Origin of the sequence: Tateyamaria sp. (assembly GCF_039945315.1) — a bacterium.
Taxonomy (GTDB): domain Bacteria; phylum Pseudomonadota; class Alphaproteobacteria; order Rhodobacterales; family Rhodobacteraceae; genus Tateyamaria.
Window position 1 is genome coordinate 53,012 of the sequence record NZ_JBDUXB010000027.1, and the last position, 18,288, is coordinate 71,299.

The 18,288-nt window shown below is 57.4% G+C and carries 20 protein-coding genes; 10 read left to right on the forward strand and 10 right to left on the reverse strand.

Annotation, left to right across the window (positions count from 1 at the left end; translation table 11 throughout):
• Positions 1–951 precede the first annotated feature (951 nt).
• A complete protein-coding gene (locus ABJD00_RS07770) occupies positions 952–2,403 on the forward strand; it encodes a hypothetical protein (protein WP_413829430.1) in 1,452 nt (483 codons plus the stop codon).
• Between the two features lie 39 nt (positions 2,404–2,442).
• A complete protein-coding gene (locus ABJD00_RS07775) occupies positions 2,443–2,757 on the forward strand; it encodes a hypothetical protein (RefSeq protein ID WP_413829431.1) in 315 nt (104 codons plus the stop codon).
• A gap of 415 nt (positions 2,758–3,172) precedes the next feature.
• Here the strand turns inward: ABJD00_RS07775 and ABJD00_RS07780 are convergent, their stop codons facing one another.
• The 4 genes from ABJD00_RS07780 to ABJD00_RS07795 are packed head-to-tail and all read right to left on the reverse strand — an operon-like array spanning position 3,173 to position 5,644.
• Positions 3,173–4,021: an ATP-binding protein gene (locus ABJD00_RS07780; protein ID WP_413829432.1), complete on the reverse strand. Its 849-nt coding sequence runs from the start codon at positions 4,019–4,021 to the stop codon at positions 3,173–3,175.
• Positions 4,018–4,941: a twin-arginine translocase subunit TatC gene (gene tatC / locus ABJD00_RS07785; RefSeq protein WP_413829433.1), complete on the reverse strand. Its 924-nt coding sequence runs from the start codon at positions 4,939–4,941 to the stop codon at positions 4,018–4,020. The genes ABJD00_RS07780 and tatC overlap by 4 nt, the downstream gene beginning before the upstream one ends.
• A complete protein-coding gene (gene tatB, locus ABJD00_RS07790) occupies positions 4,934–5,404 on the reverse strand; it encodes a Sec-independent protein translocase protein TatB (protein WP_413829434.1) in 471 nt (156 codons plus the stop codon). The genes tatC and tatB overlap by 8 nt, the downstream gene beginning before the upstream one ends.
• A gap of 3 nt (positions 5,405–5,407) precedes the next feature.
• Positions 5,408–5,644 carry a twin-arginine translocase TatA/TatE family subunit gene (locus ABJD00_RS07795; protein ID WP_108837805.1) on the reverse strand — a complete coding sequence of 79 codons (237 nt, stop codon included), beginning with the start codon at positions 5,642–5,644 and terminating at the stop codon, positions 5,408–5,410.
• A 213-nt stretch (positions 5,645–5,857) separates the two neighbouring features.
• On the opposite strand from ABJD00_RS07795, the gene ABJD00_RS07800 reads away from it, so the two are divergent.
• From ABJD00_RS07800 to ABJD00_RS07810, 3 genes are all read left to right on the forward strand, one after another.
• Positions 5,858–6,232 (forward strand): hypothetical protein, encoded by a 375-nt coding sequence (locus ABJD00_RS07800; RefSeq protein WP_413829435.1) that lies wholly within the window; start codon positions 5,858–5,860, stop codon positions 6,230–6,232.
• 1 nt (position 6,233) lies between these two features.
• Complete coding sequence (locus ABJD00_RS07805) at positions 6,234–6,905, forward strand: helix-turn-helix transcriptional regulator (protein ID WP_413829436.1); 672 nt, start codon at positions 6,234–6,236, stop codon at positions 6,903–6,905.
• Between the two features lie 236 nt (positions 6,906–7,141).
• Positions 7,142–7,426, forward strand: a complete 285-nt coding sequence (locus tag ABJD00_RS07810; RefSeq protein WP_413829437.1) for a hypothetical protein — start codon at positions 7,142–7,144, stop codon at positions 7,424–7,426.
• Between the two features lie 146 nt (positions 7,427–7,572).
• On the opposite strand, the gene ABJD00_RS07815 is transcribed toward ABJD00_RS07810, so the two are convergent.
• The 5 genes from ABJD00_RS07815 to ABJD00_RS07835 form a co-directional block, all read right to left on the reverse strand.
• On the reverse strand, positions 7,573–7,908 hold the full coding sequence (locus ABJD00_RS07815; RefSeq protein ID WP_413829438.1) for a Lin0512 family protein: 336 nt from the start codon (positions 7,906–7,908) through the stop codon (positions 7,573–7,575).
• Positions 7,905–8,240, reverse strand: a complete 336-nt coding sequence (locus ABJD00_RS07820; protein WP_413829439.1) for a Lin0512 family protein — start codon at positions 8,238–8,240, stop codon at positions 7,905–7,907. Before ABJD00_RS07820 ends, ABJD00_RS07815 begins: the two co-directional genes overlap by 4 nt.
• Entirely contained in the window at positions 8,240–9,295 is a 1,056-nt protein-coding gene (locus ABJD00_RS07825; protein WP_413829653.1) for an ABC transporter ATP-binding protein, read from the reverse strand. The genes ABJD00_RS07820 and ABJD00_RS07825 overlap by 1 nt, the downstream gene beginning before the upstream one ends.
• 206 nt (positions 9,296–9,501) lie before the next feature.
• Positions 9,502–10,629, reverse strand: coding sequence for a DNA alkylation repair protein (locus ABJD00_RS07830; protein ID WP_413829440.1), 1,128 nt, complete (start codon positions 10,627–10,629; stop codon positions 9,502–9,504).
• Positions 10,629–11,408 (reverse strand): SDR family oxidoreductase, encoded by a 780-nt coding sequence (locus ABJD00_RS07835; RefSeq protein WP_413829441.1) that lies wholly within the window; start codon positions 11,406–11,408, stop codon positions 10,629–10,631. The genes ABJD00_RS07830 and ABJD00_RS07835 overlap by 1 nt, the downstream gene beginning before the upstream one ends.
• A gap of 135 nt (positions 11,409–11,543) precedes the next feature.
• Between ABJD00_RS07835 and ABJD00_RS07840 the strand changes: the two genes are divergently transcribed.
• Entirely contained in the window at positions 11,544–12,560 is a 1,017-nt protein-coding gene (locus ABJD00_RS07840; RefSeq protein WP_413829442.1) for a Hint domain-containing protein, read from the forward strand.
• Positions 12,561–12,585: 25 nt separating this feature from the next.
• On the opposite strand, the gene ABJD00_RS07845 is transcribed toward ABJD00_RS07840, so the two are convergent.
• Entirely contained in the window at positions 12,586–12,951 is a 366-nt protein-coding gene (locus tag ABJD00_RS07845; RefSeq protein WP_413829443.1) for a SnoaL-like domain-containing protein, read from the reverse strand.
• A gap of 171 nt (positions 12,952–13,122) precedes the next feature.
• Here ABJD00_RS07845 and ABJD00_RS07850 point away from each other — a divergent pair, with 171 nt between their 5' ends.
• The 4 genes from ABJD00_RS07850 to ABJD00_RS07865 all read left to right on the forward strand — a co-directional run bounded on the left by ABJD00_RS07850 (position 13,123) and on the right by ABJD00_RS07865 (position 18,280).
• Positions 13,123–14,733 carry a peptide chain release factor 3 gene (locus ABJD00_RS07850; RefSeq protein ID WP_413829444.1) on the forward strand — a complete coding sequence of 537 codons (1,611 nt, stop codon included), beginning with the start codon at positions 13,123–13,125 and terminating at the stop codon, positions 14,731–14,733.
• A 13-nt stretch (positions 14,734–14,746) separates the two neighbouring features.
• On the forward strand, positions 14,747–15,688 hold the full coding sequence (locus tag ABJD00_RS07855; RefSeq protein WP_413829655.1) for a glycosyltransferase family 2 protein: 942 nt from the start codon (positions 14,747–14,749) through the stop codon (positions 15,686–15,688).
• A gap of 3 nt (positions 15,689–15,691) precedes the next feature.
• Positions 15,692–16,627 carry a glycosyltransferase family 2 protein gene (locus ABJD00_RS07860; protein WP_413829445.1) on the forward strand — a complete coding sequence of 312 codons (936 nt, stop codon included), beginning with the start codon at positions 15,692–15,694 and terminating at the stop codon, positions 16,625–16,627.
• A gap of 159 nt (positions 16,628–16,786) precedes the next feature.
• A complete protein-coding gene (locus tag ABJD00_RS07865) occupies positions 16,787–18,280 on the forward strand; it encodes a DEAD/DEAH box helicase (RefSeq protein WP_413829446.1) in 1,494 nt (497 codons plus the stop codon).
• The last annotated feature ends 8 nt before the right edge of the window (positions 18,281–18,288 follow it).

The window sequence follows — 18,288 nt, forward strand, 5'->3', positions numbered from 1 at the left end:
GACGGTGGCAAGTGCTGAAAACTTGGGCTGCGTTTCCCAAGGGTCTCTGTATGAGCTGTTATTCTCGTCGCTTCGCCGTTTGCAAATGTGATGCATACACTGAAATGAGCGGCCGAATGATCCTTGTTTACCTGAGCTGGTAGCGCCACCATGCCACAAGTTTAGCGGTCCCAAGCAAATAGCGAGAACGAACGTTTTCGCCGAACTAGCAAGGGGCGAACACGCGATAAAAATAATTTTGGAGGCGCGCGGATTGGAAATCCTGTATCCACTCGAGGACGATTTCCAAGGCCTTTGATCAAATCGCAGCGTTTACAGAGGACTTTGTGGGCAACTCTTCATATTCTGTGCACGCTTCCAACGTTGCGCAAACCGGATGGCGATGGTGACGTGTAAAAACGTCAGAACCGTCGACCATGCTGGGCTGTACGGCCATTGTGTGCTTTGCATCTTTATCGATTAGGTTTTGAACAATCCGTTTAACAGACGTTAACTGAGGCTCTTCCTAAGTTCCGCTGTGCGGGACTAAGCCGCCTCTTGCTGCGATGCAGCGTTAAACGGTGATCTGACGGGCTGGCCAAGGCACAAAGCTACTGTTAACTGCAAAGCGGCGTTTCAAGGCCTTTTCAACTTCTGAAATGTTGACTTACAGGAGCGTAGGCTGGCTGAATAACCACACTGGCGGTGGCGTTAATCGGTCGCTGGCCACAAGCGCATAAACATACTGCTGCCTTCGCATTTTGCTGACTTCTTGCAGTATCGGATGCGAACTATCGCGTTGGAGGGGCAGATGTCGGAAGCGAAGCTGTACCGGATGTGGTCGTTGGCTCAGATACTATTCGATGTTTGGCAAGATGAGGGAGACTACTGCGGACGTCGGCAAAACATCTTGACAAATTGTCGACTGCCCTCGGTACTAGAAGGGCGTGGGAGATGGCGATGGCGATGGCGATGGCGAAAAACAAATCTGGCGGCGGTGGAAATGAGGCCAATGAAGTTAAGGCCATCATGACTGCGGCAAAGAAGGGCGATCATAACTTCGCTTTATTTCGTGGCGATACGGGATTCGTGTTCAAAGCCCATAAGACCAAGAGCATGTCCGCCATGCGCAAGGCGGCAAAGGATGATGGCGCGACACCCAAAGGCGCCGTTGGGGTTCTGAAAGTTGAGGGAAAGACCGCCTACCTCACTGTTGAAGATCCCGATTCTACACCAGCCAACTTTGCGAAGGCTTTTCGCAAGCACCTCAATACCCTGAAAATTAAGATGCAGGTGGTTTTGAAGGCTGCAAATGGCGACGTCATTGACGCGGCCTCTGACGAAACCGACGGTGAGGCAACGGACCTATCGACGGATTCCGAGGATGTTCTGGCCAAGATTGTTGTTGCGTTCGAAGCCTATAAGCCGACCCTGACATCCAGTCTTCCCAACGCGCCCGATGGGCTAAAGGCCAAAATCAAACAAGCTATTGTGTTTTTCCAGAAAGCGGTCTCCGCCAAAAGCCCCGCCAAAGCCAAACAGGCGTTGGATGCAATCAAGACCCTTGTTAGTACGATCTCTGACACCGGCGCAATTGCGAGCAATGTTGCCGCCGCCGTTGATCCCGCCAAACTTGCCGCGCTAAGCCCAAAGATCACCGAATGGGAGACCAAGGCCACCGGTGACCCCACATTCTTGCGCAGCGCATATGGTCAAATGTCCAAGCTGCGCGGGGCTCTCAAAAGTTCGATTGCCCTGATACCGCCGCCGCCCAATATCGACGAATTGCGGGTGATGAAGGCGAAGATGGATGATCTTTTTTATGCCAATGTTGACCAACCTCCGGCGGCCCATGGCCCGGAATGTCATGGCCCTGGCCTGACCATGGACAACCAGCGGGACCGGATAGAAAAAAAGGTTAATCCGCGCACCGGGGCGAAAGCCAAGAACAAGGTCAAGAGTGCGTCGAATTTCACGGACAAAGCCTCCTATGTTGAGGCCGAACTCTATGCGCGCGAGCGCGCGTTGGCCAAGATCACGAGCGATGGTATCGTTCCGCCCCCTAAAGGCGGACGCCCTGAACGCCTGGTGATCGAAGCGACACTGTTGGATGTTCTGGGTCCTGATTGGGCCAAAAGCGTGCAAGGGGTCGAGCGTTTTAACCTGGACAAAGCGGGCCAGGTTGTCGGCTCTGTCTGGGAGGCTGGGAGCACGTGCAAGGCAATCTATGACCTGCTTGACGATGGCTCGCTGCGCCTAGTTACGCTCTATCCAAATCCGAAAACGCGCGCGCCCGCGCCAATTGGAGCGACCCCGCCGCCTGTTCCGGCACCTGCTCCTGCACCTACCAAACCGGCACCAAAACGGAAACGCCGGAAGCGCAACAACCGCAGGAATCGGTCAGCGCAGGGAAAAACGACTTGAACGGAGACCTACAGAACATGACACTCGGAGCAAAAATGCATGGCTGAGATGACCACAAGGGCCGCGCTGACCCAGCTTGCCGGGAGTTATCTCGATCCCCAAGCTTACGATATCGAAGCGTTGAAAGCCTATCTGCAACAGCCCCATAAATCCGAGGTCTCGGACGCCTTTCATGATGGGCTAAACGAGATGATCGCATTGGAGGGCATGGATCAGGCGCGCTGGGAAGCACTCACGGGCCAGGACTTTGCCGATGGTGATGAATGGCTCGATTACATCGAGGCACTCTTCGAATACTTGTTCGAAGATGGCCCCTTTGTTGATCCAAACGATATGCCGCCGTCTGAGGGATAATGCGCACCGGGCGCGCCGCTTTAATCAGCTTTGTGCAGTGGAAGGCTGATTGGCTCAAAAAGCGGGCCGATCCTGTAATCTTATGTTTCAACGACGAGAGCGGGCTCAGCAGTGCTTTAGCGTTGCTCGCCAAAGAGGACCTTCACATCAAGTGCTTCGGGGCAAATTTTTGATCTATTGGGGATACGAAAGCAACTGTCATGTTCGACCAGCAAGAAAATACCTATTTGTATGCCGACGGCCGCGACGCGCCGGCATACAAGAGTAGCTCTGTCGTCCGAACTGGGCTCAGAACCGCCGTTCGCTGCCAATGATCCAAAGTCAGTTCTTTGCGGTTTGATCCACGCTTTCTAAGCAACACACGGAGCCTTCTGACTTGCACAACGGCGCGTTGCCACAGCGCGTCGACGGGCGATCAGGCCGTAAGGCTGACACCTCGTCGCCCGGCGAGATCACAGAAAAACTGCCATGCCACCCTGCCCGACCGCGACCCGCGTGTGGCCTGCCACTCGATCGCTTCGGCCCAAAGGGATTCATCGTCAATCTCGACACCATAGGCCCCGCAGTAGCCGCGGATCATTGCAAGGTACTGGTCCTGATCACAGGCATGGAACCCCAACCAAAGCCCAAAGCGGTCTGACAGAGACACTTTCTCTTCAACTGCCTCGGACGGGTTGATCGCACTGCCGCGCTCATTCTCGATCATGTCGCGTGGCATCAGGTGGCGGCGGTTGGACGTGGCGTACAGGATCACGTTCTCCGGGCGCCCTTCGATCCCGCCATCCAGTACCGCCTTGAGGGATTTATAGTGCTGATCGTCGTGGGAAAAGCTGAGGTCGTCACAATAGAGCACAAAGCGCGCCTGCTCCGCTTGCCGCATCACGGCCAGCAAACGGCCCACGGACGGCAGGTCTTCGCGGTGCAGTTCCACAATTTTCAATTGTGGAAACTCTGCTTCAAGGGCGCCATGTATCGCCTTGACAAGGCTCGATTTCCCCATGCCTCGCGCGCCCCACAAAAGAGCATTGTTCGCAGGCAGACCTTTGGCAAACTGGCGAGTGTTGGCCAGCAGCGTATCGCGTGACCTCTCAACGCCCAGCAGCAGGTCAAGCGGGATTCGGGACACCTGTGCCACAGGCTCCAGACGATCCGGCTCCGTACCCCAGACAAATGCACTGCTGGCGTCAAAGTCGGGTGCTGCCATCGGCGCAGGAGACATCCTCTCAAGCGCCGCCGCGATGCGGTCCATAGGATCGTCAATCATGGCTTCGCATCGTCCTCAGGCAGATCGCCCAGATCATCCTCGTCGTCATAGTAGCCTTCAGCGCGCAGCTTGGCCTCACGCTTTTTCTCGACACGAGCAACGAGGAAGATGGAAATTTCATAAAGGCCGTAGACCACCGTAAACAAAATGCCTTGAGTGATCACGTCTGGGGGCGTCACAAGCGCCGCCAACACCAAAATGCCCACCATTGCGTATTTGCGCACATTCCCAAGGCCTTCAGCACTGACAAGACCCGCCTTGCCCATCAGGGTCAAAAGAACCGGCAACTGGAAGCACAGGCCAAAGGCCATGATGAATTTCAACGTGATATCAAGGCTTTCGTTCACCTTCCCAAAGAAAGTGATGCGAATGCCTTCGCCCGTCTCTGGGGCCACCGGTACGGCCACTTCCGGCACGACATCGGGGCTGACAAACCCGTTCATGAGTCCGGCAATGATCGACGGCACATCGGCAAAGCCAAGGAAAAAGGCCATAGCCAATGGAGTCACAACGAAATGTGCGAACGATGCGCCAAGGAAAAACATCAGTGGCGAGGCAATCAGAAACGGTAGAAACGCGTTCTTTTCCTGCCGATACAGGCCCGGCGCAACAAAGCGCCACATCTGAAAGCCAATCACTGGAAAGGCGAGAGCAAATCCGAACACCATCGAGATGCGGAACAGCGTAAACAGATATTCCTGCGGCGACGTATATTGCATCGTCGGAGACGGATCGCCGAGGTCGCGCAAGGTCTCTTCAATAGGCCCAAGCAGGAATTGCAGGATCGGTTCGGCCACAGCAAAGGCCAGAATGATACCGATCAAAAACGCGATGACCGAACGGATCAGGCGCGTGCGCAGTTCCGCCAGATGCTCGATCAGCGGCGCTGTGCTGTCATCAACGTCGGACGTGTCAGCCATCTTTGCTCTCTTCTTTCGCCGGCGCCGCAGCCTCTAGCTCCTCCGCCTTCTTCAAGGCGTCTGCAGCTTCCTTGGCTTTGCGCTCGGCTTGGGCACGCGCGGTTGCCGCTTGAATTTTTCGTGCGTTTTCAGCGCGCTCTGCCTTGTCGGCAGCCATCTTGCCGGTCTCGCTCTCTGGATCGAGGTTGTTCAGGGCCGAGGTCACGTCCTTGGCCGCATCTTTCACCCCGTCCATCGCAGCACCCATTGGGTTACTCGCCGTCTTGATCGACTTTTGGATGTCCTTCACGCCCGCCTCGTCCGCTGCCTGATTCATGGCAGAGGAAAACTCACGCGCCATGCCTTTGGCCTTGCCAACCCAGCGACCGACATTGCGAAACAGCACGGGCAGGTCCTTGGGGCCGATCACGATCAACGCGACGATCCCGACCACCAGCATCTCGGTCCAGCCGAGGTCGAACATGGCTTAGGCCTTGTCTTTTTCGGACTTCACCGCGACGTCTTCCGCCTCAGGCGTGATGTCTTTGGCCTCTGCCGCGGCTTCCTCTTCCAGCTCTTTCTGGCCATCATTGATGCCCTTCTTGAAGCTGGTGATGCCTTTGCCCACTTCGCCCATCAGGCTCGAAATCTTGCCCCGGCCAAAAAGAACCAAAACCACAACTGCAATCAGCAGGATGCCCGGCAAACCAATATTGTTCAGCATTTCAAAGTCTCCCTGTTCGCGCGACACACGTCGCCTGTTGCCGAGCTTGATATGGGTGACGCGCGACAACGACCAGTCAACACAGCGGCTTTGGCGCTGATCTGCGTGGCAAAATCAGAAAAAATCCTTCTGGCCTCAACCCAACTGACAGGTTAGTGTCAGTTGGACAGGGCTAAACCCGGCGTATCACCGCTCGAACAACAGGAGACATCGATGCGCACCATAATGACCACCCTCTTCGCTTCCACCATTGCCCATCCAGCAGCAGGCGAAGGATCAGGCAACACAAGTCCTGTCGCAGAAGTCGTGACATTCCGGCTTGTTGATGGCGCTGACCCCGCCGCCTTTGTCTCAGCTGCAGATGATATGGGCCCTTTCCTGCGCAGCACCGGCGCCATGATCAAACGCACTTTGTCCGTCGATGACACGGGCCTGTGGACCGACCACATCACCTGGACCTCGCTCGAGGCCGCCAAGGCTGCCTCCGCCCAGATGTTTGAACAGCCCGCAGCGCAGCCGTTCATGGCCATGATCTCGCCTGAAGGTATGGACATGCGCCACGCACCGATCCAGCTGCAACAGGAGTAACATGCGTCGCACCGACCGCCTCTTTGACATCATCCAGATCCTGCGCGACGGCAAATTGCACACCGCACGGGGGATTGCTGAGGCCTGTGAGGTGTCGGTGCGCACCATCTACCGCGACATGGATACGCTGGTCGCCTCCGGCGTGCCCGTTCAGGGCGAACGGGGCGTGGGCTACATGATCACCGAGGCGATCAGCCTGCCGCCCCTGACCATGACGGTCGAAGAACTGGAAGCCCTCAACCTCGGCATGGCCATCGTGGCAGAAGCCGCCGATGAAACACTGAAAGGGGCGGCCCAAACCCTCGCCGACAAGATCGACGCCGTTCTGCCGGAACGCACAGTGGCGGACGCAGACAAATGGAAATTCGCCGTCTATCCCTTTGCTGATGCGGTGCGCGGGTTCGCACAGATGCCAACTTTGCGCGCTGCGATCCGTGCCCGGCAGAAGCTGCGGCTGACCTATCACTCCAAGGGAGATCGGATCACGACGCGCACCATCCGCCCGCTACATATGGAGTATTGGGGGCGTGTGTGGACGTTGACCGCATGGTGCGAAAAACGAAATGATTTCCGTGTGTTCCGCGTGGACCTGATCCAGTCGGCCGAGGCATTGCCAGAAATGTTCGTTGACGAGCCCGGAAAGCAGCTCAGCGACTATGATCCGAACCTGTGAGGTACCTCAAATCAATGCGTAGGGTTTTCGATTCCAAAGTTTCAAGGCCGTGACTGGTCACGAGCAACCCGCCAAACGAAGAACACATAGACCTGCGGTACACCGGCGCCAATACCGGCGACGCGGAACAGGCAGACTCTCCCAAAGAGTCATTATTCTAGGGCGAATATTGAAACTGTGCGACAAATAGGCCCTGAAGTTTCAAAGTGAGGCTTCTAAACTGGGAGGATCTACAAATGTCTTACTACTCCGTCTCGCACTGGGCTGCGACCGAATGGACCGACGAAATGGAAGCTTTGGCCCGCGACAAATATGTACCGATGGTAAAGGCACTGGGCGCACAAAGTGTAGATATGATTAGAACAGGTGATTTGAGTTTTGTTGTTGTAACGAAATACGCGGACGCGGCTGCTGGACAGGCCGCTCAATCACGCATCGATGAGATCCGTGATCAAGCCGCAGAAGAGCTTCCAATGAAGATGACGAGCGTCGAACGCGGTTCCAGCTTCGCTTCTGGTTAACTGGCCGAACCAAAATGATGCAAAGGCCCCGCGTGTCTCGGGGCCTTTTAATACCTTGTCTGATTTAACAAAACCCAGCATTCCGCGTTTTGCTTCGCACTTGTGACCTGCCCTGTGGCACCCGACACTGAGCTAAGAGCGGCCGTTCAAGAAACCGGTAAGAACACCTCAAGTGCAGCCACCGCCATCACATGAACGTCACCCGCAACAGGCACATCCAGACCACCAGCCTCGACGACCACCTCGACCGACCCGTAGGGCAGCAAACCCGCGATCACCTCCACGTCGACACTCTCAGGTCGCGGCACTCCGATATGCACCACAACGCGCATTGTCTCGCGATCCACACCCAACGTGCCGAAAACCGGCAGGGATGCGCCCTGCAATGCCTGCTCGACCGCGCGCCGCGCCGCCTTGGAGTCATCGCGTCCGTGCAGGTCGACCCCTTGGGCCATTTCGATGATCAAACGCTGTTGATTCATGATGCCACCGACACAATCAGCGCGGCCTGCGCCATAACAGTCGGATTCCCGGTGCCGTCAGGCCGAACCACATCCAAACCACCCTTTTCCACGACAAACGAAGTCTGCCCATATGGAAACGCATCCGCCAGAACATCCACATCAACCGCGTCAGGCTGTGCACAGCCAACGCGCACCTCAATCACCATATCCTCTTTTGCAACGCCCATATATTCGGCCAGATTGATCGAGTTGCGCCACAGGGCGGCGCGCACCGCGCGTTCCGCTGCCTGAGTGTAGTCGCCACGGCGCAGGGATGTGCCAAGGCCAAATTCCACGATCATGGGTCCCATCAGCCCCCCTCCTCGGATTGAAAGACAAAACACTTGTCGCGCCGAATGCGCAGCCACATCACGGTGTCTGCCTGGGGCAGGAACACGCCGGGTACGGTGACCTTGATGATCGCGCCGTCGTGATCCAGACGAAACTCCACAAGGCTCTCGTTGCCCATAAACCGTGAGCGCTGAACAGTGGCACGCGCTGCGGTTCCATCTGTGGCCGTTGGCCCGGGGCCAACACCGGCACGATCAAAGTCGATTTTCACGTGCTGCGGGCGAAACACGATGTCCACATCCGTCCCATCCGGCACACCCGGCGCCAGAAACCGGCCAAATGGAGTCATTGCCAAAGCGCCTTCAACTGTGGCGCGCAGACGGTTGGCATCACTGAAGAACGCAACGGATGCGCGATCCACAGGCCGAGTGTAAACGTTGTAAGGCGCACCCTGCTGAACGATGCGTCCATCGCGCATCAACGCGATCTCATCCGCCATGCGCATCGCCTCATCCGGCTCGTGCGTCACCAGCAAGACGGCGGTGTCCTCTTCCTTGAGGATCGCAAGCGTCTCATCGCGAATGCCATCGCGCAAACGGTTGTCGAGACCTGAAAACGGCTCATCCATCAGCATGATACGCGGGCGCGGTGCCAGCGCACGGGCCAGCGCAATGCGCTGCTGCTCACCCCCTGACAACTGGTGGGGATACATATCAATAAAGCGCTCCATGCGGACCCGCTTGAGCATCTCTTCAACGCGGACACGCTTTTCGGACTTGGACCTACTCAACCCATAAGCCACGTTGCCCGCGACGCTCAGATGCGGAAACAGGGCAAAGTCCTGAAACATCAGGCCAATGGCCCGCCGCTCTGGCGGAACACGGAACTTCGTGTCGCAAATCAGGGCACCATCTACGTAGATCTCGCCTGAATCCTGCATCTCGACACCGGCAATCATGCGCAACGTCGTCGACTTGCCACAGCCCGACGGCCCCAACAGGCACGTCACCTGACCCGGCTGAATGGACAGGCTGACCCCGTCCACCACGCGGCGGCCACTAAAACTGCGCACCATGTCGCGGATTTCAAGCCGTGGAGGGGCAGCGTCAGTCACGTGTGGATGTCCATTCCCGATAAAAACAGTCGGGAGGTATCAGGGTGCCGCACCTGCCGCAAGCACCTGATCTCAGGTTGCCCTTTGTCTGAGCGAACCCAAGATGGATTTGGATGGGTCGGCGGGTGGGTGCATTTGCCAATTGCAAACAGACCAGCACAGTGACTTCACACAATCTCAAAAGTGCCTTCCGCCCGGTCCACCCCATTCACCTGCACAATCACCCCATGCACGCCGCGATGCAGTTCAAATGTGGTCGCATTGGCCTTCAGCTTATGCTGTTTCTTCAGCACCAACTGCTTGCCCTTGCGCACCCGCCCGACCTTCAGCTTAAACACTTTTTCCGCACTCTTCCCACCGGGCCGAGCAAAGCGGATGCGGTAATCCACAAGCGCTGGCACGTCCCGATCCGCGTGCAAGGTCACGTCGAACGCCAACGCCTCCCCCAACGTGACCTGAGGGGTGTGCATATCCAAAGTTACCTCAACCGGCACATCCTGCGCATAACCCAGCATCGCCATCGCCCCCGGATGACCGTCCTTGATCAATGTTCGCAAGGCATGGCGACGCATCCACGCGCGTTCATCGGGGGCTTGCTTCGCCTCCACCTCCCACGCCTCAAGACGGGCCAGAACGGCGTCAGGATCACTCTTGGCCAGATCATTAAGGTGATTGGCAACGGAACGGGTAACAAACCGTGTCGGATCTCTCTGCAACTGGTCCAGCAAGGGCAAGGCCTGTGCCGGTGTCACATCTACCTTGCGCGCCCAGGGCAGCTTGGGGCGCGTGCCTTCACTGACCAGACGGCGCACATGGTAATTGTCGTCCCTCGCCCACTCTTTCAGGCGCGCGAGCGTCTCCTCCGGCCACCGGTTAAGGAAAGCGCGAATATAGAACTCCATCGAAAACCGCTGCGTGGCCGCCCACAGGAGATCAAGGGCACGGTCACGATGCGCCTCCAACCCATGGCGCACCGCAAGAATGCCCGGCACCGCGTGAATGAAACGACCAAAGTCGTCATCGCGCCAAGAAGGATCAAGCGGAGGCGGCATCGCCGCCTCCAATTGGTCTGCCATGGTCGGAAAGTCCGCAGCCAGATAAGGCTCCGCACAATCGGCAAACCAGTCCAGACACTCCAATAGCGACCGCTCAGCGATCCCAGACAGGGCGGCCGCATGAAAGGCCTTGCGATCAAACCCCGGTATTCCGGCGGCAAACTCATCGGCCAAATCACCTAAAGACCCTGCGTTAAACAACTGATCCTTCAGTGAAAACGTAGGTGGCGCCTTGGCCATCAGATGGTTGCCACAGTCGCCCCACCGTCCAGCAACAGGTTCTGACCAACAATGAAGCCAGCGTGTTTTGAACACAGGAAAGCACAAGCCGCCCCAAATTCTTCGCGTGTACCATAGCGACCTGCCGGAATGGTGGAAGCACGGTTCGCGCGCGCCTCTTCCAGCGTGATGCCCTGCGCGGCAACAACTCCGCCATCCAAAGCATCTGCACGGGCCGTGGCGTGAATGCCCGGCAGCAGGTTGTTGATGGTCACACCGGACCCGGCCACCTGACGAGAGGTGCCAGCCACATAACCAGTCAACCCGGTGCGGGCCGCATTCGACAGACCCAGTACTGGGATGGGCGCTTTTACGGATTGCGAGGTAATGTTGACCACCCGGCCCCAGCCACGATCCATCATGCCCGGCACCAGCGCTTTGATGAGCGCGATGGGCGCCAACATATTGGCATCCAGTGCGGCAATAAAGTCGTCGCGGTCCCAGTCGGTCCACATGCCCGGGGGCGGCCCCCCTGCATTGTTGACCAGAATGTCGACGTCCCCCGCAGCCTCAAGCAGAGCCGCCTGCCCGTACGACGTGGTGACATCTGCGGCAACCGTGGTCACCTCAACGCCATAGGCCGCCGAAATCGCCTCTGCAGATGCCTCCAGCGCATCAACCCCGCGCGCGTTCATCACAAGGTTAACACCCGCCTGCGCCAATGCCTCTGCACAGCCCAGACCAAGACCTTTGGACGATGCACATACAACCGCCCGTTTGCCCGAAATTCCCAAATCCATAAGTCTTCTCCCCATATGTATCCCGCCAACTGGTAACGCGGCGCTCACAGATGCGCCAGTAAAACACCGCTGCGTTGACCAAGGCACGCCACAATTCTAGGGTACGCTGTCCAAAACAACCGGCCAGACCCTAGCATGATAACCGCCCCGAACAGTGGCCCAGCAATAGGCCCGACGCAAAACCTGCCCGTCTTCCGGGCCGAGGATTTTTGCGTACGCCAGGGTGCCAATCTGAGCGACCCGCTGTCCCATGCGGATGACCTGATGCTCGACGACGTTTATGCGCTGCACGGCGGCGCTAATCCCCAACGACTGACTTTGCATGCCACAGCGGCTGCACATCTGCACGTCGCGGCCGATAGCGAACTTGGCCAGACGGGCGCCCAAGTGCATCTGGACTGCGCCCTGACACTGATGTCTCCGGATGGGCAAATCACGGATGCCATCGTATTGGTGGAAACAGACGCAGATGGTGACATCGCCCAAATCTACTTGCTGCCATTGGCACGGCTCAGCGCGCGCGCGCCCTACGCCCTTGTTGGCACTGATCGCTTCGACGCGGCGGCCAAATTCGCGCAAATGACCTGCGCACGCTTTACCCGTGGCACGCATATCACGCTGGCGTCTGGCGCCCAAAAACCGATCGAAGCACTCGCTGTCGGCGACCGCATTCTGACCCGCAACGATGGCGCGCAACCTGTTCGCTGGGTGGGGCAAAGCACAGTGCGTGCGGTCGGTGATTTTGCCCCGATCTGTATTCGAGCGGGCGCGCTGAACAATGATCGCGATTTGATCGTCTCCCCCGACCACCGCTTGTTCATCTACCAGCGCAAAGATCGCCTTGGTGCGGGCCGCTCGGAACTACTGGTCAAAGCCCGGCATCTTGTGAACGGCGAGTCGGTGATCGTACAGGATGGTGGCTTTGTAGACTATTTTGAACTGCTATTTGACAGCCACCAAATCATCTATGCCGAAGGGATCGCCGCGGAATCCATGTTGATCAATACGCGCACAAAGTCTTCCGTTTCCGATGAAGTGAGCGCGCAATTGAGCACTCAATCAAGCGCCGGACTTTCAGGGCTGGATGTCACCGAGACCCTGCTTGATAGGCCCGACGCAACTGAACTGTTGCGCCGGGCCTCTCTACGTTGATCGAGCCGCCGGCCCGTTTTCGCACTCAGGACGCGTAGAAAAACTCTTCCCGCGTGATCTTGCCATCGGCGACATGGTACACCCCAACCTCTTTCATGTCTTCGACGGCACCAGTTTCCTTGTTCTTGGTCTGCAACTCAAAGATCACAGCAAAACGGTCGTCGCCGTGTGGCATCGGATCTGAAATCGAACCACCCAGCACCTCAAATGCACTATCCCACCAATCGTGCTTGCCCTTGATCGCGTTCAGACCTTGTGCGGCACGGCCATCGCCATAATCCACGGGCTCGACCGAAACCGCATCCGCAGAATACAAACGGTCAAGGTTCGGCTTGGTGTCTCCGCTGCGGCAGCCTGCGACAAGTGCGTTTGCAATTTCATTCAGTGTCATGATCGTTTTCCTTTTGGGTTGATGCAGCAGTTGTGTCAGGCGCTCCTGTCAATTTTTAGCAGCAACCCAAATCGGACATGCACCAAGACGGTGCACATCCTGTACACGTTTGGCGCACAGCGTTTTCAACGCCCGCTTGCCCCCCCATCACACCGCCGATATAGACCGCGCATGCTCGATAATCGCTCAGACCTCCCCCCCGAAATTGCCCGTCGCCGGACCTTTGCGATCATCTCGCACCCCGATGCAGGCAAGACGACGCTGACGGAAAAATTCCTGCTATTTGGAGGCGCCATCCAGATGGCTGGACAGGTGCGCGCCAAGGGTGAGGCGCGGCGCACGCGCTCTGACTTCATGGCAATGGAAAAGGACCGGGGAATCTCGGTCTCTGCCTCCGCCATGTCATTTGATTTTACCAATAAAGACAACGTGTTTCGCTTCAATCTCGTGGATACACCGGGTCACTCGGATTTCTCTGAAGACACCTATCGGACCCTGACTGCGGTCGACGCCGCCATCATGGTGATCGACGGTGCCAAAGGGGTCGAGTCACAGACGCAAAAGCTGTTCGAGGTCTGCCGCATGCGCGACCTGCCGATCCTGACCTTCTGTAACAAGATGGACCGTGAAAGCCGGGACACCTTTGAGATCATTGACGAAATTCAGGAAAATCTGGCGATTGACGTGACACCTGCCAGCTGGCCCATCGGGGTCGGACGCGACTTTATCGGCTGCTACGACATCCTGCGCGACCGCCTCGAATTGATGGACCGGGCCGATCGGAACAAGGTTGCCGAGAGCGTTGAGATCAACGGGCTCGATGATCCCAAGTTGGCTGAGTACGTACCCGCGGATCAGTTGAATACCCTACGGGAAGAGCTTGAAATGGCGCGCGAATTGCTGCCACCGCTTGATCCGACTGCCATGCTCGAAGGGTCGCTCACCCCGATCTGGTTCGGTTCCGCCATTAACTCGTTTGGCGTCAAGGAACTGATGGACGGCATCGCCACCTACGGCCCACAGCCCCAGATCCAATCAGCAGAGCCCCGCCAGATTTTACCGGAGGAAACCAAAGTCTCGGGCTTCGTGTTCAAGGTGCAAGCCAACATGGATCCAAAGCACCGCGACCGCGTTGCCTTTGTCCGCATGGCCTCCGGGCACTTCAAACGGGGCATGAAATTGACCCATGTACGCACCAAAAAGCCGATGGCGATCAGCAACCCAGTGATGTTTCTGGCCTCTGACCGCGAACTTGCGGAAGAGGCGTGGGCCGGCGACATCATGGGCATTCCAAACCATGGACAATTGCGCATTGGCGACACGCTGACCGAAGGCGAAGCGTTGCGGGTAACGGGTATCCCCTCCTTTGCCCCTGAACTGCTTCAAGGCGTGCGCGCGGGCGATCCGCTGAAATCGAAACACCTTGAAAAGGCGTTGATGCAGTTTGCTGAAGAAGGCGCCGCCAAAGTGTTCAAGCCATCCATCGGGTCGGGCTTCATCGTCGGTGTCGTTGGCGCTCTTCAATTCGAGGTGCTGGCCAGCCGGATCGAGCTGGAGTATGGGCTGCCCGTCCGGTTTGAAGCATCGCAATTCACATCGGCCCGTTGGGTGAATGGCGGACAGCAAGCCATTGATAAATTTGTGGAAAGTAACAAACAACACATCAGCTACGATCATGACGGAGACATCGTTTATCTCACCCGGTTGCAATGGGATATCGACCGCGTGGCGCGCGACTACCCGGACGTGACACTGACGGCGACCAAGGAAATGATGGTCTGAACCATTGGCTCATGTGACCCTTCCTGTACCGCAACCCGTCCAAACCAATCCGGACAAGCTGCGTTGGGGGATTGTGTCTACGGTCAAGGGATCCATGCGCCAGATCGCGCGTTTCATCGCCTTTCACCTCGATTTGGGGGCCAACCGGGTTCACCTCCATCTGGACGTTCCAGATCACGAACTTGCGACGCGTCTTTCACATCCAAAAGTACGGTTCACGCAGTGCGACGACGCCTATTGGGATGGCAAACCAACCCGCGCACGCAGCACGCATCAGATGCGCCAAGCCTATAACGCGACGCGCGTCTATCGCATTACCCAGCTCGACTGGCTTGCCCATATCGACCTTGATGAGTTCATTCTGGCCCCTGCCCGCATGGCCGACCTGTTAGCGAAAGTTGACCCCAACGCGCCCTTTGTAGCGATGCTGCCGGCCGAGATGTTAGACTGCGAAGGCGACCCCCATCATTTCAAACGCCCCGTGCACAAAGCGATCAAGCGTCAGATTTACCCGACTTATGGCGCACATGTGTCCGGAGGTTTCATCGGCACGCAAAGCCCCAAAGTGATTGCTCGAAGCGGGCTTCACGACATCCGCCTCGGCATCCACGCCCTGCGCCACAAGGGGCGGATCGTCGGGGAAGGTGCACAGATTGAAGAGCTTGATCTTGGTCATGCCCACGCCCCGGATTTCGAGACATTTCAGAAGCATGTGACCTATCGCCTCGAAAAGGGCAGCTATCATGACCGCAAGGGAAAGCTGAACAAGCAGGGCCATCTCATCCGCGTTCTCATGGACGATCCGGACCCGGATGCCCTGCGGGCGTTTCACAAGGAACTATGCAGCGCGGCCCCTGAACGGCTTGACGTCTTGGCCGCCCATGACATGCTGATCACGCGCACACTTGATCTGGACACCAAGGTCGCGCGCTATTTTGGCAAGCTGGAGGGCTAGCCCGTGACAACCTGGGGCCTTGCAGCCACCATCCGTGCTCCGGCCGCCGACATCCTTCGTTTTGCCGCCTATCACCTCGATCAAGGGGCGCATCGCCTCTATATCTATCTCGATGATGAAAGCCCCACAGCCTTTAAGGCGCTAAAAGAGCATCCGAAAATCCGGGTGCAGACGTGCGATGAGGCCTATTGGAAACGTCTGTCGGGTAAACGCCCAGAGAAACATCAAGTGCGCCAAACTCTCAATGCCACCCATGCTTATAACCGCCGGGCTGAGGTTGATTGGCTCATTCACATGGATGTCGATGAATTCCTGGTTGCGCAGCAGCCGTTGACACAGGTGTTGGACGACTTGCCTTCCGCTGTCACCTCGGCTCGCGTCCGTCCGATGGAACTGTTGGGAGGTAGCGCAGATGCGTACAAAGCCTTCGTACCCGCCAACGGACAGCGCCGCAAAGTGGTTAACCAGATCTACCCGCGATATGGCGCGCATTTGACCGGGGGATTTCTAAGTCATGTTGCCGGAAAGCTATTTGTTCGCAGTGGCTTGAACGACATGACGTTCAAAATCCACAACGCATTTCAGGGCGATACAATGCTCCCAAACGCAAGCGAACTTAACCAGGTTGATCTCGCCCATTGCCACGCAAAGTCGTGGGAAGATTGGAGAGCGTCCTTTCGGTATCGCCATGAACGGGGGTCATACAGGGCCGAACTAAAACCCGCGTCTCCGCCCGAACGGGGCGGATTGTCCTTGCATGATCTGTTCCGCAAGATCGAGGTTGAAGAAGGCGAGGCAGGCTTGCGCGCTTTTTATGATGAAGTCATCGGCGATGGCCCAGAATTGCGCGCCCGCCTTTCGGCTCACGACCTGTTAAGGATTGTGCCTTTGGACTGTGCAACTCCGATAGCGCGTCACTTTCCGGACGCAACGTTCTGAAGCCGAACAACCTTTTGAAAGCATTGCCGTTTGACCTGTGCGACCGCCTTTGTTATGGACGCGCAGCATGTCGGGGCAAGTTGCCTCCGCTTTGGGCCATTCGGGCCGACATCATCATACGCAGCGGGCCAAGTCAGTGTCCGCAACTTACGGACATACATGACAAAATTTTCTGAACTCAACCTTAGCCCCAAGGTCCTCAAAGCTGTCGAAGAGGCTGGTTACGAAAACCCTACGCCCATTCAAGAGGGCGCGATTCCACCCGCTCTTGAAGGCCGCGATGTTCTTGGGATCGCCCAAACCGGCACTGGCAAGACCGCCAGCTTCACTCTGCCCCTAATCACCCAACTGGCCCGTGGCCGCGCCCGTGCGCGCATGCCGCGCAGCCTGGTCTTGTGCCCTACACGCGAATTGGCAGCACAGGTGGCCGAGAATTTCGACACCTATTCCAAATACGTAAAGCTGAGCAAAGCGTTGCTCATCGGCGGCGTCAGTTTCAAGGAACAAGACACGCTGATCGACAAGGGCGTGGACGTACTTATCGCGACACCGGGCCGCCTGTTGGACCATTTCGAACGTGGCAAGCTGATCCTTAATGACGTCAAAGTCATGGTCGTGGACGAAGCAGACCGCATGCTCGACATGGGCTTTATCCCTGACATCGAACGCATCTTTGGTCTCACGCCCTTCACCCGCCAGACGCTGTTTTTCTCTGCAACGATGGCGCCCGAGATTGAGCGGATCACCAACACGTTCCTGTCCAACCCCGAGCGGATCGAAGTGGCCCGTCAGGCCACCGCATCTGAGACGATCGAACAAGGCGTGGTCATGTTCAAAGGCTCGCGCCGGGACCGAGAAGCAAGCGAAAAGCGCAAAGTGTTGCGTATGTTGATCGACTCCGAAGGTGAGAAATGCACCAACGCGATCATCTTCTGCAATCGCAAGACAGACGTGGATATCGTCGCCAAGTCACTGAAAAAATACGGTTATGACGCCGCCCCAATACATGGGGATCTGGATCAGTCGCAACGGACCCGCACACTCGATGGCTTCCGCAATGGAGAACTCCGGTTCCTCGTCGCGTCAGACGTCGCTGCACGTGGTCTCGATGTGCCGTCCGTCAGTCACGTGTTCAACTTCGATGTGCCCAGCCACGCCGAAGACTACGTTCACCGGATCGGTCGCACAGGTCGCGCTGGTCGCGATGGCAAAGCGATGATGATCTGCGTGCCGCGTGACGAAAAGAATTTTGAGGATATCGAACGATTGATCCAAAAGGAAATTCCACGGATCGACAATCCACTCGGCACCCCTGCCCCAGCGGCCGACGCCGAAGCAGACGACGCGGTGAAGGCAGAAAAACCAAAACGCACACGCGCCCCGCGCAAACCCAAGGCCGAAGCACCGAAGGCCGACGCGCCACAAGTTGAAGAGGCGCAGCCTGAAGCAGCGGCACCGGTCGAGGTCGTGACCGAGACAACCTCCGAACCAGAACCCGAGCGCACATCGGGTCGTGGGCGCGGCCGCGGATCGTCTTCTGGCCGCAACCGGTCATCAAACCGCGAAGACCGTGGCGGCAACAAGGTTGTGGGTCTTGGCGATCACACGCCCAGCTTCATCGAGCTCAGCTTTGAAGAGCGCCGCGTAAGCTAAGCCTAAAG

Bases quoted from the DNA above. Each gene is read 5' to 3' on its own strand.
- tatC (WP_413829433.1), bottom strand. From the start codon at position 4,941: ATGGCTGACACGTCCGACGTTGATGACAGCACAGCGCCGCTGATCGAG.
- ABJD00_RS07825 (WP_413829653.1), bottom strand. From the start codon at position 9,295: ATGGTGCGCAGTTTTAGTGGCCGCCGCGTGGTGGACGGGGTCAGCCTG.
- ABJD00_RS07835 (WP_413829441.1), bottom strand. From the start codon at position 11,408: ATGGATTTGGGAATTTCGGGCAAACGGGCGGTTGTATGTGCATCGTCC.
- ABJD00_RS07840 (WP_413829442.1), top strand. From the start codon at position 11,544: ATGATAACCGCCCCGAACAGTGGCCCAGCAATAGGCCCGACGCAAAAC.
- tatB (WP_413829434.1), bottom strand. From the start codon at position 5,404: ATGTTCGACCTCGGCTGGACCGAGATGCTGGTGGTCGGGATCGTCGCG.
- ABJD00_RS07865 (WP_413829446.1), top strand. From the start codon at position 16,787: ATGACAAAATTTTCTGAACTCAACCTTAGCCCCAAGGTCCTCAAAGCT.
- ABJD00_RS07810 (WP_413829437.1), top strand. From the start codon at position 7,142: ATGTCTTACTACTCCGTCTCGCACTGGGCTGCGACCGAATGGACCGAC.
- ABJD00_RS07780 (WP_413829432.1), bottom strand. From the start codon at position 4,021: ATGATTGACGATCCTATGGACCGCATCGCGGCGGCGCTTGAGAGGATG.
- ABJD00_RS07830 (WP_413829440.1), bottom strand. From the start codon at position 10,629: ATGGCCAAGGCGCCACCTACGTTTTCACTGAAGGATCAGTTGTTTAAC.
- ABJD00_RS07820 (WP_413829439.1), bottom strand. From the start codon at position 8,240: ATGGGACCCATGATCGTGGAATTTGGCCTTGGCACATCCCTGCGCCGT.
- ABJD00_RS07775 (WP_413829431.1), top strand. From the start codon at position 2,443: ATGGCTGAGATGACCACAAGGGCCGCGCTGACCCAGCTTGCCGGGAGT.
- ABJD00_RS07815 (WP_413829438.1), bottom strand. From the start codon at position 7,908: ATGAATCAACAGCGTTTGATCATCGAAATGGCCCAAGGGGTCGACCTG.
- ABJD00_RS07800 (WP_413829435.1), top strand. From the start codon at position 5,858: ATGCGCACCATAATGACCACCCTCTTCGCTTCCACCATTGCCCATCCA.
- ABJD00_RS07795 (WP_108837805.1), bottom strand. From the start codon at position 5,644: ATGCTGAACAATATTGGTTTGCCGGGCATCCTGCTGATTGCAGTTGTG.
- ABJD00_RS07805 (WP_413829436.1), top strand. From the start codon at position 6,234: ATGCGTCGCACCGACCGCCTCTTTGACATCATCCAGATCCTGCGCGAC.
- ABJD00_RS07770 (WP_413829430.1), top strand. From the start codon at position 952: ATGGCGAAAAACAAATCTGGCGGCGGTGGAAATGAGGCCAATGAAGTT.
- ABJD00_RS07845 (WP_413829443.1), bottom strand. From the start codon at position 12,951: ATGACACTGAATGAAATTGCAAACGCACTTGTCGCAGGCTGCCGCAGC.
- ABJD00_RS07850 (WP_413829444.1), top strand. From the start codon at position 13,123: ATGCTCGATAATCGCTCAGACCTCCCCCCCGAAATTGCCCGTCGCCGG.